The 13,567-nt window shown below is 65.8% G+C and carries 11 protein-coding genes; 7 read left to right on the top strand and 4 right to left on the bottom strand.

Annotated features, from left to right (window positions below; all coding sequences use genetic code 11):
- Positions 1 to 234: 234 nt before the first annotated feature.
- A complete protein-coding gene (locus AC07Y0_RS17995; protein ID WP_498679081.1) occupies positions 235 to 798 on the bottom strand; it encodes a TetR/AcrR family transcriptional regulator in 564 nt (187 codons plus the stop codon).
- Between the two features lie 51 nt (positions 799 to 849).
- Here AC07Y0_RS17995 and AC07Y0_RS17990 point away from each other — a divergent pair, with 51 nt between their 5' ends.
- The 7 genes from AC07Y0_RS17990 to AC07Y0_RS17960 all read left to right on the top strand — a co-directional run bounded on the left by AC07Y0_RS17990 (position 850) and on the right by AC07Y0_RS17960 (position 8,066).
- On the top strand, positions 850 to 1,389 hold the full coding sequence (locus tag AC07Y0_RS17990; RefSeq protein WP_498679080.1) for a dihydrofolate reductase family protein: 540 nt from the start codon (positions 850 to 852) through the stop codon (positions 1,387 to 1,389).
- 40 nt (positions 1,390 to 1,429) lie between these two features.
- Positions 1,430 to 1,999: a helix-turn-helix domain-containing protein gene (locus AC07Y0_RS17985; RefSeq protein ID WP_498679079.1), complete on the top strand. Its 570-nt coding sequence runs from the start codon at positions 1,430 to 1,432 to the stop codon at positions 1,997 to 1,999.
- A 23-nt stretch (positions 2,000 to 2,022) separates the two neighbouring features.
- A complete protein-coding gene (locus AC07Y0_RS17980) occupies positions 2,023 to 2,556 on the top strand; it encodes a GNAT family N-acetyltransferase (RefSeq protein ID WP_498679078.1) in 534 nt (177 codons plus the stop codon).
- 136 nt (positions 2,557 to 2,692) lie between these two features.
- Complete coding sequence (locus tag AC07Y0_RS17975; protein ID WP_498680269.1) at positions 2,693 to 3,058, top strand: hypothetical protein; 366 nt, start codon at positions 2,693 to 2,695, stop codon at positions 3,056 to 3,058.
- 121 nt (positions 3,059 to 3,179) lie between these two features.
- On the top strand, positions 3,180 to 4,205 hold the full coding sequence (locus AC07Y0_RS17970) for a histone deacetylase family protein (RefSeq protein ID WP_498679077.1): 1,026 nt from the start codon (positions 3,180 to 3,182) through the stop codon (positions 4,203 to 4,205).
- Between the two features lie 208 nt (positions 4,206 to 4,413).
- The gene (locus AC07Y0_RS17965) at positions 4,414 to 6,513 is read left to right on the top strand and encodes an SH3 domain-containing protein (RefSeq protein WP_498679076.1); all 2,100 of its coding nucleotides are present in this window, start codon (positions 4,414 to 4,416) and stop codon (positions 6,511 to 6,513) included.
- On the top strand, positions 6,510 to 8,066 hold the full coding sequence (locus AC07Y0_RS17960) for a hypothetical protein (protein ID WP_498679075.1): 1,557 nt from the start codon (positions 6,510 to 6,512) through the stop codon (positions 8,064 to 8,066). Before AC07Y0_RS17965 ends, AC07Y0_RS17960 begins: the two co-directional genes overlap by 4 nt.
- Positions 8,067 to 8,147: 81 nt before the next feature.
- Here AC07Y0_RS17960 and AC07Y0_RS17955 read toward each other — a convergent pair whose 3' ends face one another.
- The 3 genes from AC07Y0_RS17955 to AC07Y0_RS17945 all read right to left on the bottom strand — a co-directional run bounded on the left by AC07Y0_RS17955 (position 8,148) and on the right by AC07Y0_RS17945 (position 13,369).
- Entirely contained in the window at positions 8,148 to 10,958 is a 2,811-nt protein-coding gene (locus AC07Y0_RS17955; protein WP_498679074.1) for an EAL domain-containing protein, read from the bottom strand.
- A gap of 54 nt (positions 10,959 to 11,012) precedes the next feature.
- A complete protein-coding gene (locus AC07Y0_RS17950) occupies positions 11,013 to 12,083 on the bottom strand; it encodes a FecR domain-containing protein (protein WP_498679073.1) in 1,071 nt (356 codons plus the stop codon).
- Positions 12,084 to 12,262: 179 nt separating this feature from the next.
- Entirely contained in the window at positions 12,263 to 13,369 is a 1,107-nt protein-coding gene (locus tag AC07Y0_RS17945) for a TRAP transporter substrate-binding protein (RefSeq protein WP_498679072.1), read from the bottom strand.
- Positions 13,370 to 13,567: the final 198 nt, after the last annotated feature.

The raw sequence follows: 13,567 nt of genomic DNA, 5'->3' as shown, positions 1-13,567 counted from the left end.
GGAGAATGGCGGCGCCGGATCGGTGTCCGGCAAGGCAGTGGATCGCGGAAACGCTCGCCGGGAGACGTGCGTTCCTGCGTTTCTAGCCGAATGAGAATCGCCGCGATAGCGTCTGCGCGACATGGCGGCGCTTTCTCCCGCGCGGCGCGTATTTCTCCGCGATCGCCTGCCGGTGAGCCTGGAAGATTGACGCGCCCGGCATGAAGCGGACGGAGAAGGCGGCCGGTGGGCGGGTCACATGACGCCGGCCGTGCGGCACCAGTCCTGCAGCGCCTGCCGCAGCGCGGCTTCGGCAGGCTTGTCCCGCGTGAAGGCCCACCAGATATGGGCACCCTGCCAGACGCTGGCCATCTGCCAGCCCAGGCGTTCCGCCTCGTCCGCATGGGTGGTCAGCCGCCGTCCGAGGGCGGTCGCGAGCTGGCGGCCCCAGACGGCGCCGCGGGCCCGCAGCAAGGGATTGCGGATGTCTTCCCGCAACAGCAAGAGACCGTTGGTGGCGTTCTCCTCCGCCTTTTCAGTCGGCATCAGACCCATCAGCAGGTCGATGGCGCCGGCCGGGCTCAACGGCAGATCGCGGTCGGCCGCGGCGGTGGCGGCTTCGAGCTGATGCCAGGCGCGGAGCAGGATCGCCTCGATCATCGCGTCCCGCGTGCCGAACCGCTGCACGAGCGTCGAGCCCGAAAGCCCGACCGCCTTTGCGCCATTGGCAAAGGTCAGCCCTGCGGGTCCGAGCTCCATGAGCACGCCTAGCAAGCGGTCCAGCAATGCGTCGTCCGTTATCGTCTTGATCCTGGCCATGGGCTAATTTATAAATGATCGTTCATTTATTTATCAAGAGGAGAATGTCGAATGGCGAAGATTGTCGGTTATATCGCGGCGAGCCTGGACGGCTACATCGCTACCCAGGACGATTCGCTGGAATGGCTCTTCGAATATGACGGCATGGATCTCGGCGAACACGACTATCGGACGTTCATCAAGGGCATCAGGACCGTCGTGATGGGTCGCGGCACCTATGACTTTCTCGCCAAGGACCCGTCGCCCTGGGCCTATGGCGAACAGCGGGCGATCGTCGTCACCTCGCGTCCGATCGAGCATCCGAAGGGGGCGTTGCAGACCCGGAGCGACGTGCCGGCGCTGATCAAGGAGTTGCGGTTGCTGGACGACGGCGACGTCTGGATGCTCGGTGGCGGGCAGCTGCAGATGGCATTCATGGAGAACGGGGCGCTGGACGAAATCGAGATCTATGTGATTCCCGAACTGCTGGGCGGCGGCCGGCCGCTTTTCCCGGCGACAGGATTTCGTGCCAGCCCAAGGTTGATCAGTGCCAAGGCGATGGACCGCGGCTGCGTGCGCCTCCACTACGCATTGACGGATCGGCCGGCTTGACTCCATCATAAGATACTGCAATTCTTCTATAATGGAATCGATGGACGAGCAGTTTGAAAAGACAGTGGCGGTGCGCCTGAAGACGCTGCGCGCCGAGCGCGGCCTGACGCTCGACCAGCTGGCCGAGCTGTCCGGCGTCAGCCGGGCGATGATTTCGCGGGTCGAGCGCGGCGAGGCGAGCCCGACGGCAGCACTTCTCGCACGGCTCTGCTCGGCGCTCGGCGTGTCGCTGTCGGTCTTTTTCGCGACCGCCGGCAAGGAGGCGTCACCGCTGGCCCGCCGCGCCGACCAGCCGGTCTGGCGCGATCCGGAAAGCGGCTATCTGCGGCGGGTGGTTTCGCCGGGCGGACTTGGTGCACGGGTCGACGTCGTCGAGGTCGAGTTTCCCGCCGGCGCCGAGGTGCGCTTTCCCGGCCAGCAGGCGAGCCGCAACCAGTCGCAGCATGTCTGGCTGTTCGACGGCGAGATGGAACTGACCGTCGGCGAGACCGTGCACCGCCTTTCTGCCGGCGATTGCCTCTTCATGAATGTCGGCGACGTCCACGGGTTCCGAAACACGACGGACAAGTCCGCCCGCTATGCCGTGATCATCGATCTCGGTCACCGCTGAACCGCCTGCCTCTGGAGCCCCCGATGACCGCCATCCGCCTGCTGAACGAACAACAGACCCTCGCGGCCTTGCCCGATCTCTGCGAGGTGCTTGCCGACTGCGTCGAGGGCGGCGCATCGCTCGGCTTCATGTCGCCCTACAGGCCGGACGATGCCATTCCCTTCTGGCAGGGCGTGGCCGCCGCGGTCGGGCGGGGAGAGGTTCTGTTGGTGGTGGCGGAGGACGGAGAGGGCCGCGTTCTCGGCACGGTGCAGGTCGGTTTCGCGACGAAGCCCAACCAGCCTCATCGCGGCGACCTGATGAAACTGCTCGTCCATCGCCGTGCGCGCGGGCTCGGCCTGTCGCGGCTTTTGATGGAAGCCGCTGAAGAGGCGGCGGCCGAAGCCGGCCGCACGCTTTTGGTGCTCGATACCGCGACGGGTGAACCGGCGGAAAGAATCTACGAGCGGTTCGGCTGGAGTCGCACGGGCGTGATCCCCAACTACGCGCTCTTTCCCGACGGGCGCTATTGCGATACGACGATCTTCTACAAAGAGATCGGCCGGATGGCAGGGTGATTGCGCCCAAAAAACGTCCGCACCGCCGGGCCTGACCCCCTCCCGCGATCCCCGGCAGCCGTGCTAGCAATGGCGAGGCCCGGCGTTCCGGGCCTTCACGAACTGGGGGTATTCCATGTCATCGCTTGCTACCGGGATGCGCCGTGCCGCAGCCCTTTTCTTCCTCGCCGGCACGGTTGCCGGATCCGTCCTGCCGGCTGCCGCCGCCGACGTGACCTTCGTGATGCGCAACGAGCATCCGAACGCCGTCGAGGTCGAGCTCTACAGCCAGGACCGCAATCACATCTGGCCGGGCGACAACAAGGTCTTCTATCTCGACGACGGTGAGACCAAGCAGATCCCGCTGTCCTGCAACGAGGGCGAACAGATCTGTTACGGCGCCTGGGTTTCCGGCGACAAGGGCACCTATTGGGGCACCGGCCCGGACAATGGCGAAACCTGCGAGGACTGCTGCTATACCTGCACCGGCGGCGAGACCGAGGAAATCAACCTCGTCGAGTAAGCGCTTCCCGGTCGGATGAAAATTGGTCATCCGACCGGAAATCCCCCTCCGGCCGTCTTGCCGAGGCCGTGAGGTTGACGCTACGTTCCCCGCAGAAGCATCAAGGGGAACATCGACGATCATGCGCGTTATCTATTCCGAAAAGCACAAGCTCAGGGACGCCAAGACCGAGCTGCACGGCGGCATCCTGGTGAAGCCGTTCGAGGGCCCGTTCCGCGCCGAGTGGATCCTGGCCGCGGTCAAGGAGGCGGGCTTCTCCGATGTCGTCGCGCCCGAGGAACATGGGCTCGAGACCGCCCTCAAGGTGCACGGCGCCGACTATCTCGAATTCCTGCGCACCTGCTGGGACCGCTGGAGCGCCCAGGGTTTTCCGGGCGAGGCCATCCCGACCGCCTTTGCCTATCGCCGCAGCCGCAATCGCGTGCCCAACAACATCGACGGCGCCGTCGGCTACTATGCCAATTCGGTCGAGACGGCGATTTCCAAGGGCACCTACGAGGCGGCGATCGCCTCGATGGACGTGGCGATCGCCGGCGCCGACTGGCTGAATGCCGGCAACCGCTTCGCCTTCTCGCTCTGCCGCCCGCCCGGCCATCACGCCGGCATCGATCTCTACGGCGGCTACTGCTTCATCAACAATGCTGCGGTCGCCGCCCAGCGCCTGCTCGATCACGGCGCGAAGAAGGTCGCGATCCTCGACGTCGACTTCCACCACGGCAACGGCACGCAGGACATCACCTACAATCGCGGCGACATCTTCTTCGCCTCGCTGCACGGCGATCCGGTCGATGCCTTCCCGTACTTCCTCGGCTATGCCGACGAAACCGGCGAGGGCGAAGGCGAGGGGCTGAATGCCAACTATCCGATGCCGGCGGGCACGCCCTGGGAGGTCTGGTCGGCGGCGCTTGCCGATGCGCTGAAGCGCATAAGGGCCTATGGCGCGGAGGCGATCGTCGTCTCGCTCGGGGTCGACACCTTCGAGCAGGACCCCATCAGCTTCTTCAAGCTGAAGAGCCCGGATTATATCCGCATGGGCGAGATCATCGCCGCGACCGGCCTGCCGATCCTCACGGTCATGGAGGGTGGCTACGGCGTGCCGGAAATCGGCCTCAACGTCGCAAACGTGCTGAAGGGCCTCGAAGCCTGAGGGACGCGCCCGCCATCCGCATCCTTGGGCGATCCCGGTGATATTTCCGCCGGAATCGTGCCGCGGGGTCGCCAGTTGACTTGTGTCAATAAGCTTTGACCGCAAGGGCGCATAGTTCCGAAAGAGATTTGGGGCTTGCGCGGGGCGCTTCAGCGGTCCGGCGTCGATTGACGTCGGCGCGGCGCACGGCTGGCGGGGGAGGTATCGCGTGGATCGGCATCGGAAGCTCTGGCTTGGAACTGTGCTCCTCCTGTCGCTGGCGGCCCTGCCGGCAAGGGCGGACTATGTCGGCGGGCTCAATCCCGCCGGCGACAATTTCCTCGCGCTCCGAACCGGCCCCGGCTCAGGCTATGCGATGATCCTGCCCATGGGGCCGGGAACCTTCGTCACGGTCCTGCGGCGCAACGGCAAATGGCTGTTCGTCGAGCTGGAGGACGGCACGCGCGGCTGGGCCTATGGCTCCTACATCTTCGGAGGCGGGGCACCCGGCGGGTTCGATGCTCCGCCGCCGCTCGATCCTTCCGAAGTTTCGCCTCCGGGCCTCGCGCCGCCCGACCTCGGCCCTCCGGGCATCGAACCCATCGATCCGGGCAGCCAGCCTCCGCCGCTCGACCTTGGCGAGGAGGCGCCGCCCTCCGACATGGGCGGCGACCCGCTGCCGGTCGAACCCGCCGACCGGACGCAGCCGTCGGACGTGGCCGAACCCGATGCCGGCGCGGCGGACGTCGGCGAAACGGATGAGGGTGCGGCGGATACTGCCGACGTTCCGGCCGACCCGATGGCCAGCAACTGGATCACCTATCGCAACGACCGCTTCGGCACGCGGATCGACTATTCGGCGCCGATGTTCCGCATGTTACCGCCACCGGACAATGATGACGGACGGACGTTCGAGGCAAGGGACGGCTCTGCCCGCTTCATGGTCTTTGGCGCGCACAACGTCTTCGACAGCACGCTCGACGAGCTGATCGAGGAAAACCTGGCGAGCCTCGGCGAGGACGAGAAGGTGACCCGGAAGCGCCGGGGCGAGAACTGGTATCTGCATTCAGGCTTCCGCGGCGGCGACTTCTTCCTGCGCAAGGTGCTGCTGAGTGACGACGGCGGAGTGATCCACACCTTCGAGATCAGCTATGCCAAGAGCCTGAAGGCGAAGCTCGATCCGATGGCCGCCCGCATGGCGGACTCGCTGCGGACGGCAGACGAGGCGGCGAAGAACCCGAGCCAGACGCCGGGCGCCGATAGCGATGGCGCAAATGCCGATACGGCGCAGGACGCCGGCACGGTCGAGTCTTCGGACACCGGTGTCGACGGCTGGAAGGCACATGCCTTCGAGGGGTTTGCCTTGCAGGCGCCGGCGGACTGGACCGTCTCGGTCGATGGGGACACGCTGACCCTCAAGGCGCCCGACGGCCAGCGCAGCCTGATGGTCTGGTGGTGGTTTCCCGACGAGCCGCTGCTCGGCTATTCCGACATCGTTTCCAATCACAAAATCGAGGTAGCCGGCGAACCGGCCCTGTGGATCCATTCGAAGACGGGTGACGTCGAAACGCTGAGCGTGACGCTCGACGAGGGCAGGGTCGACAAGAAGCGCCTGCATTTCCTCTTCGAGGCGACGGGCGGCATCCGCCTCGGTGGCGGCGAGCCCGACTTCGATCGCATCCTCAAGAGCGTGACGATCGGTGGCGCGAAGACGAAGGCCGAGGCAGGCGACGGCGAAGTGCAGCCGGCGGTTTCGGTGCAGGAGAGCCCGGCGGCCGTGCCGGATGTCACGCCGGCGAAAGCCGCGGCGATCAATGGCGTCATGGAGGAGGACGTGGCGGACGACGACGAGGATCGCCGCGCCTGGGTCGGCCGCACCTCGGTCGCGGTGCCGACCGACTGGCAGGTCAAGCCGGATGAGGACATCGCCGGCGGGATCGTCATGACCCGGCCGGACGAAGGGGCGCAGATTACCCTTTCCTTCTGGCCGAAGGACAAGCCGATGCCGAGCGAGGAGGTCGCCGCGCAGGACTTCACCGTCCTGCTGGGACGACCGGCAACCGTGCTGGAACTGAGCGAGGGGCGCATGCGCGGCCGGCAGGTGTTCTTCGACGAACCGCGGGGCGACGGCGCGCGGTTGACGCTCGCCTACCGTGCCTTCGGCGAGGACCCGGCTGACGGCCTGCCGCTGTTCGAAATGGTGCTGGGCAGCCTCGACGAGACGCTTGATCCGCCGCAGGGCACCGAGGTTCCGGCTGCGGCGCCGGCGAGCGGAACCGATCCCTTTGCCGATATCGACCTGAGCGACCTGGAGGTGGACCCGAGATGAGACCGTTGCGACCCTTCGATCTGCTGGCCATGGTCCTTGCTGGCGCATTCGTGCTTTCGCCTCCGGCGGTCTTCGCCCAGGCGCCGACCACCTGGCAGGAGGATGCCAAGAAGGCTGCGATCGGCTATGCCGACGAAAAGGCCAAGGAGGTGATCAAGTCGCAGTCGCAGGCGGCGATCACCGCGCTCTACCAGAAGCTCTACAAGTCCGGGGCGAACAAGGCGCTGGTGCGCCAGCTCGGCACGGTGGCGCTGTCGGCCAACGAGATCAACAAGTTCGCCGAGAACGCAGCGAACGCGATGACCAGCGGCGATCCGGAAAAGGCCAAGGCCGCCTCGGAAGAGGTCGCCGTCGCGCTCGGCAAGACGCTGGCGAACGGCATCAAGGATCCGGCGCTGCGCCAGCAGATGGCGGGCGCGCTCGGCAATATCGACAAGGTCAACGAGGCGGCCGACGTTCTGGGCAAGGCGGCGGGCGGCGATCCGCAGGCGGCCTATGAATATCTCGGCCGCGCCTTCATCGCCGCGACCCCGGCGGCGGCCGCCTTCACCGCGGTCGAGACGGCGGCGGGCGTGGTGTCCTACACCAAGGGCAAGTTCGTCGACGGCACGATCGAGGAGCTCTACCAGGAATATGCCAAGGGCGACGCGCAGACACGCGAGGCGATCCGCGAGCGGCTGGAGACCCTGCCGCTCTATTCCTCGATCATCCGCGACCGCAAGATCGAGCTGGCCGACCAGCGCGCCGACGACATTTCTCAGGCCACGGCGGAACCGAGCGACGCGATCCGCGAGCGCCTGACCTCCGCCAGCGACGAGGAAGTGATCGACGACATCTTCCAGACCTTTGCCGCGCGCACCAAGCAGGAACAGTCGGCAGCGGCGGTGGAGAAGGCCCGCGCCGCTGCGCAGGCGGAAGCCGGCCTGATGATGGAGGCGCTCGACACGGCGGCCTACGGCAAATACGGGCGAGACTGGTATGCCAAGCATCCCTACAATCTCGAGCGCTTCACCCAGATGATCCGCGACAAGCTGAAGAGGGACGGGGTTCTTGATCCGCACAATGCGATCCATATCAAGGCCATGGCGAACCTCCTGTCGACCGGGCTGGTGCACGGCACCAACTCGAAGGCCTATCAGGACCAACTGGCCAAATTCGAAGAGTATCGCACCGCCGTCGCGAGCCACAGCGGGCTGACCGTTGAGCCGCAGCAACCCGCGGCGGATCTTGCCGGCCAGTACAAAGGCCGCATTTCCGGCCAGGCGTCGGGTTCGATGACTCTCGTCGTTTCCGGCTCTTCGGTCTCCGGCTCCATATCGGGCACGTTCGAAGGGGACGGCTTTAACGCGCGGTTCTCCGGCACGCTTAACGCGGATGGTTCGTTCAGCGCGCCGACCACAGGCGTGCTGCAGGGCAAACTGTTCGACGAGGTCAAGCCCTATCCGTTCAACGGCACGGTGAGCGGCCGCATCGACGGGCGCTCGGGCTCCGGCCAATGGTCGGGCAAGAACCAATGGGGCGGCGGCAGCGGCGGCTGGGAGGCGTCGAAATAGCGAAGGCGTGCGGACGCCTGCCAAGGGCTTGCAGGAACGGATACTTGCAGCACGGTTCACCAGGCGCGCCAAGCTGCCGGTTCAGGCGCGGGCGGCTTCGGCGCCGGGGGCGGCGTCTTCTTGCTCCGCCATCCGGATCAGATCGTCCGTGGTCTGCGGCTTGCCGAAGAGATAGCCCTGGCCCTGCTCGCAGCCGATCAGGCGGAGGAACTTGAGCTCCTCCTCGGTTTCGACGCCCTCGCAGATCATGGCGATGCCGAGACCCTGGCACAAAGCCCGCACCGAATTGACGATCGCCTGGCTGGCCGTGCTCTGGACCAGGCTCCGCACGAACATCTGGTCGACCTTGATCTTGTCGAGCGGGAAGCGGGCGAGATAGCCGAACGACGAATAGCCGGTGCCGAAATCGTCAAGCGCGACCGAGACCCCGAGCGCCTTGAGCGCCGACAGCCGGTCGAACAGTTCCGGCGACGGGTTGAGGAAGGTCGATTCGGTGATTTCGATGTGTAGCCGTTTCGGCGGCAGGCCGGTGAGGTCCAGCACGTCCCTGACCGCGCCGATGATGTCGCCGCGCTGGAACTGCAACGGCGAGACGTTGACCGCGACGGTCAGGTCCTCGGGCCAGGTCAGCGCGTCGCGGCAGGCCTGCTCGAGCGCCCAGCGGCCCAGCTGCTCGATGAAGCCGTTGGCTTCGGCGATTTCGATGAAGACCTGGGGGGAGATGAAGCCCAGTTCCGGATGCTGCCAGCGCAGCAGCGCCTCGGCGCCGATCAGTCGCCGGTCCCTCAGCAGGACCTGCGGCTGATAGAGCACGCGCATTTCGCCCCTGTCCAGCGCATGCCAGAGCTCGGTTTCGATCCGCCGCGCGGCCGCGTGGCGGGCGCCGCTTTCCGGGTCGAACTGCACGAGCCCGCTGCCGTTCGTCCGCCGCGCCTCGTCGAGCGCCAGTTCGGCCTCGGCGACCAGCGCCGCCCCTTGGCCGTCGGCTGCCTCGGTGCGGAGTACCATGCCGATATGCACGCCGAGCTGGGCCTTGGCATCGGTCACGTCGAAGGGCGCAGATACCGTGCTGACGATCGCCTCGGCGATCGAGCGCGCCTCGGCCTCGCTGACGGGGATGGTGGTGAAGGCGGCAAAGGTGTCGCCGCCGAGCCGGCCGATGGCCGAGAGCCGGCCGTCGAGCCGCGACAGCCGCCGCACGACGGCCTTGAGCAACGCGTCGCCCTTCTCGCGGCCGAGCGTGGCGTTGATCGTCTTGAAGCGGTGCAGGTTGACCGCATAGACGGCGTGGCCGGTCCCCGGCGGCGGCGTGACCGTCATCCTGTCGTCGATCTCCGTCACGAAAGCCGAGCTTCGCAGCGCGCCGGTCAACACGTCGTGGCGGGACAGGAAGCCGATGCGCTCTTCCTGCCGCCTGCGCTCGGTGATGTCGCGGGCGGTGATGCAAGCGACGAAGACATGGTCGTCGCCCTGTCGGCTCTTGCCGGCCGCGAGCGCCAGCCGCGACGCGGTGATCGTATATTCGATGATCCGGCCTTGGCCGTCGGAGCCGTCCAGTTCAAGCTCGCTCAGCGCCGCCGGCCTGTTCTGGCCGTCGCGCAGATCCTGGATCGAGCGGGCGATTTCCGCACGCCAACGTTCGGGCAGCAGGGACTGGACGTTCGCGCCGTTTTGCGCCGCGGCGACACCCGGAAGCACGTCGGCGAGCCGTGCGCTGTGTTCGACGAGAAGGCCGTCCTCGTCCACGACGAGAATGGCATCGGCACTGTCGCTGATCACCTGGCCGAGCAGGTTTCGGCTGTTGTCGGCCTCGACCGAGGCGAGGCGCAGCAGCCAGGTCCTCAGGTCGAGTTCCTCCAGCACGCGCACCGTGACGACCAGACCGAGCAGGGCATGGGCCGACACGGTCGGCAGCAGCAGGCCCTTGGTGGACTGGAGCCAGAAGGCAGCACCTTCCAGGCCGATGACGGTCGTGCCGATCAGCAGCGACTGAAGGCGCAGGCTGCGTCGTGGCGACAGCGCGACGAACCCGACAAGACCGACCGCCAGCAGAAGCGGAAAGGCGTTGAGCGGCGTCAGTCCGCGGTTCTGCAGCAGGGTTTCCGTGGCGATGATCTGGACCATCGGACCCGACATCAACCCGTGAACGGGCACGAAGAAATTGTCCTTGAGCTCGATCGCGGTCGCGCCGACCACGACGATCTTGTCGGCGAAGGCGGAGGGATCGATCCGCCCCGAGACGACGTCGATCGCGGAGAAGCTAGGAACGCTCGCGGGATCGATGGAGAAATCGATGACGAACGGCGCCGAGCGCGTGTCGGCAACCCCGGCGAGCGTCGCTGGCGCCGACATGACGAATTCGCTCCCCTGCATCTCGCCATAGGGGAATTTTCGGATGATGCCGTCACTGTCGGCCTGCACGCTGACGCTGGCGGTCCACGCATGGTCGGCGAAGATCTCGTTCGGCGAAGTGACGCCGGTGGCGTCGGAACTGCCGTTGGTGGAGTGGTACTGGGTAAAGGACGGCAGCAGCACCCCGCCACCGGCCGTCTCGAGCGCTTGGGCCAGCGCCGCGTCGCCGCTTGGCGACGAACGCGAGCTGAAATCGATGTCGAGCAGGATGTCGCGCGCCTGCGCGCCGGCCAGGGTGTCGATCAGGCGGGCATAGACGGTCCTGTCCCAGGGCCAGACGCCGATCTCGTCCAGGCTGTACTTGTCGATGGCGACGAAGACCACGTCGCCGGTGGCGACACGCGGGTCCCAGGCCATGCGCCGTGCCGTCAGTGCGGCGTCGAAACGGGTAAAGACGCCGAAACCCGCCAGGCTGGCGACCACGCACAGCAAGGAGGCCAGCACGAGGCTCCGACGAATCGGGATTGCAGCTTTCACCATGCCGGACTTTCTGCCCGCGATACAAAATCACGACGGCTTGAAGAACGACCTTGATCAGTCATCGTTCCCGTTCCCGTTCCCGTTCCCGTTCCCGTTCCCGTTCCCGTTCCCGTTGCCGTTCCCGTTGCCGTTGCCGTTGCCGTTGCCGTTGCCGTTGCCGTTCCCGTTGCCGTTGCCGTTGCCGTTGCCGTTCCCGTTGCCGTTGCCGTTCCCGTTCCCGTTCCCGTTCCCGTTGCCGTTGCCGTTCCCGTTGCCGTTCCCGTTGCCGTTGCCGTTGCCGTTGCCGTTCCCGTTGCCGTTGCCGTTGCCGTTCCCGTTCCCGTTTCCGTTTCCGCTGCCGTTTCCGTTTCCGTTGCCGTTTCCGTTCCCGTTGCCGTTGCCGTTCCCGTTCCCGTTCCCGCTACCGTTTCCGTTGCCATTCCCGTTCCCGTTCCCGGCAGACGCGGACTGTCCGCTATCGCTGTTGCTGCCGGCCGTCGCGCTCTTGCCCTTGGTACCGGTCGCTGGCTGGGAAAGACTCGGGACGGCAGGGCTGGTGACGGCCACGTTGACCACCGGAGCCTTGGGACCCGGGCCGACCACGCTGAGGGATCCGGTCGTGGTTGATGACACTGCGACCGACTGCCCGGGGCGTACGTCGACCGCCTGGCCGCGGCGGGGATCGGTGACGCCGACGACACCGCGCGCAACACCGAGATTGGCGCCCTGGCGGTCGACCCGCACGGTAAACTGGGTCCCCTTCACCACGGCCGCAAGAAAAGGGGTCTGGACGGAGAGACTGCGTCCGTCGCGCTTTTCGAAGTCGACGAGCACTTCCCCAATTTGCTGGGCGATCTCGAATTTCTTGCCCATGCGGTCCTTGGCGAAGATTGCCGTCAGCGTGCCGGGCTGGACCGTGACCATGTCTTCGTCATGGACGAGCACGACGCGCCCACGCGGGCCGGTGCTGATCCAGGCGCCTGCAGGCACTTCCATGCCCTGGTTGAGACGCATCCAGGTGTACTTGTCCAAGGTGTAGTTGACTGGCTGCTTGATCTTGGAAACGGTCCATCCTTCGGCCCATGCGCCGGCGGCTTGGAACAATGTCAGAACGATCGCGGAAATGGCGATGGATACGCGGTACATGAGTGCCCCCCGGCGAGAAAATCAGCCGGAAGCGTAAAACATTCAAAATAACAAATGCCTAACGTCTAAAATGACAATTCCGAAGGAATATGCGGGCCAGCTCGCAAAGGTGTTCAAAAGGAAACACCCCGGCCATGGCTGGCCGGGGTGGCGCTTGGTCTGAATTGTACGAAGGGCGCTTAGAGCGTGCCCTGGCGCTGCTGAATCATCATATAGGTGTCGAAACCGTATTCGGCGACCTGAGCCCACAGATAGGCGTCCTTCTTGAAGGCCTGCTGGCTGTCGTAGAGCTTCTTGAAGTTCTCGTTCTTGGCGCTGAGATCGGCATACGTTTCCAGTGCCGCCTTGTGGCATACGTCGAGGATGTCCGAGCCGAAGGCGCGAAGCTCGGTGCCCTGCGCCACCAGCTGCCGAAGGGCTGCGGCATTCGAGGCGTCGTAGCGGGCCAGCATGCGGGCGTTTGCCGCGGCGCAGGCATCGGTCAGGATGCGCTTGTAGTTGGCCGGCAGCTCGTTGAACTTGTCGGAATTGAAGAAGGCGTGGACGGCCGGGCCGCCTTCCCACCAGGCCGGATAGTAATAGTACCTGGCGACCTTGTGAAAGCCGAGCTTCAGGTCGTCATAGGGGCCGACGAATTCGGTGGCGTCGATCGTGCCCTTCTCGAGCGCTGCATAGACGTCCGATCCGGCGATCTGCTGCGGCGTGACGCCGACCTTGCTCATCACTTCGCCGGCGAGACCGGCAATGCGCATCTTGAGCCCCTTGAGATCGTCGATCGTCCTGATTTCCTTGCGGTACCAGCCGCCCATCTGGGCGCCGGTATTGCCGGCCGGCAGCGCGTAGAGCTTGTGGCCGGCGAGGAATTCGTTGAGCAGTTCGTTGCCGCCGCCGGCGGTGAACCAGGCATTGGTCATGCGGGCATTGAGGCCGAACGGAATGGCCGTGCCGAGCGCGAAGGCCGGATCCTTGCCGATATAGTAGTAGCAGCAGGTGTGCGCCATCTCGACCGTGCCGGCGGCGACCGCATCGGCGGCCTGCAGCGGTGGCACGATTTCGCCGGCGGCGAAGGGCGTGATGGTGAAGTTGCCGTCGGTCGCCTCCGACACGCTCTGGGCGATGTCGGTGGCCGCGCCGAAAATGATGTCGAGGCTCTTCGGAAAGGACGAGGTCAGGCGCCAATTGAGCTTTGGATTTTCCTGGGCGATGGCGGGTGCGGCAAGCGCTACGGAGGCGGCAGCACCCAGGCCGGCGGCGCCGGCCTGCTGGAAGAATTTACGGCGGTTCATGATCTCTAGCCTTGGTTGTTTCCTATAATGGTCGCATCCTCCTCCGGCCGCGGGTCTAGCCATCATGGCCCGTTCGTGCAAGCCCGGAAGCTGCGGGAATGGCGTGCTGGGGCGGTGATGCTTGCGGAAAATTTCGCTGATGGCGTGAAAGGCTTGCGAAAACTGCGCAAATGCCTCTTCGCGAGGGAACGTGGCCCG

The organism is Allorhizobium sp. GW101-3B10, assembly GCF_059424725.1.
This window is presented reverse-complemented; position numbering and strand designations above follow the sequence as displayed.

Excerpts from the sequence above, each read along its gene's own strand:
- AC07Y0_RS17995 (WP_498679081.1), bottom strand. The coding sequence starts at position 798 with ATGGCCAGGATCAAGACGATAACGGACGACGCATTGCTGGACCGCTTG.
- AC07Y0_RS17990 (WP_498679080.1), top strand. The coding sequence starts at position 850 with ATGGCGAAGATTGTCGGTTATATCGCGGCGAGCCTGGACGGCTACATC.
- AC07Y0_RS17985 (WP_498679079.1), top strand. The coding sequence starts at position 1,430 with ATGGACGAGCAGTTTGAAAAGACAGTGGCGGTGCGCCTGAAGACGCTG.
- AC07Y0_RS17980 (WP_498679078.1), top strand. The coding sequence starts at position 2,023 with ATGACCGCCATCCGCCTGCTGAACGAACAACAGACCCTCGCGGCCTTG.
- AC07Y0_RS17975 (WP_498680269.1), top strand. The coding sequence starts at position 2,693 with ATGCGCCGTGCCGCAGCCCTTTTCTTCCTCGCCGGCACGGTTGCCGGA.
- AC07Y0_RS17970 (WP_498679077.1), top strand. The coding sequence starts at position 3,180 with ATGCGCGTTATCTATTCCGAAAAGCACAAGCTCAGGGACGCCAAGACC.
- AC07Y0_RS17960 (WP_498679075.1), top strand. The coding sequence starts at position 6,510 with ATGAGACCGTTGCGACCCTTCGATCTGCTGGCCATGGTCCTTGCTGGC.
- AC07Y0_RS17955 (WP_498679074.1), bottom strand. The coding sequence starts at position 10,958 with ATGGTGAAAGCTGCAATCCCGATTCGTCGGAGCCTCGTGCTGGCCTCC.
- AC07Y0_RS17950 (WP_498679073.1), bottom strand. The coding sequence starts at position 12,083 with ATGTACCGCGTATCCATCGCCATTTCCGCGATCGTTCTGACATTGTTC.
- AC07Y0_RS17945 (WP_498679072.1), bottom strand. The coding sequence starts at position 13,369 with ATGAACCGCCGTAAATTCTTCCAGCAGGCCGGCGCCGCCGGCCTGGGT.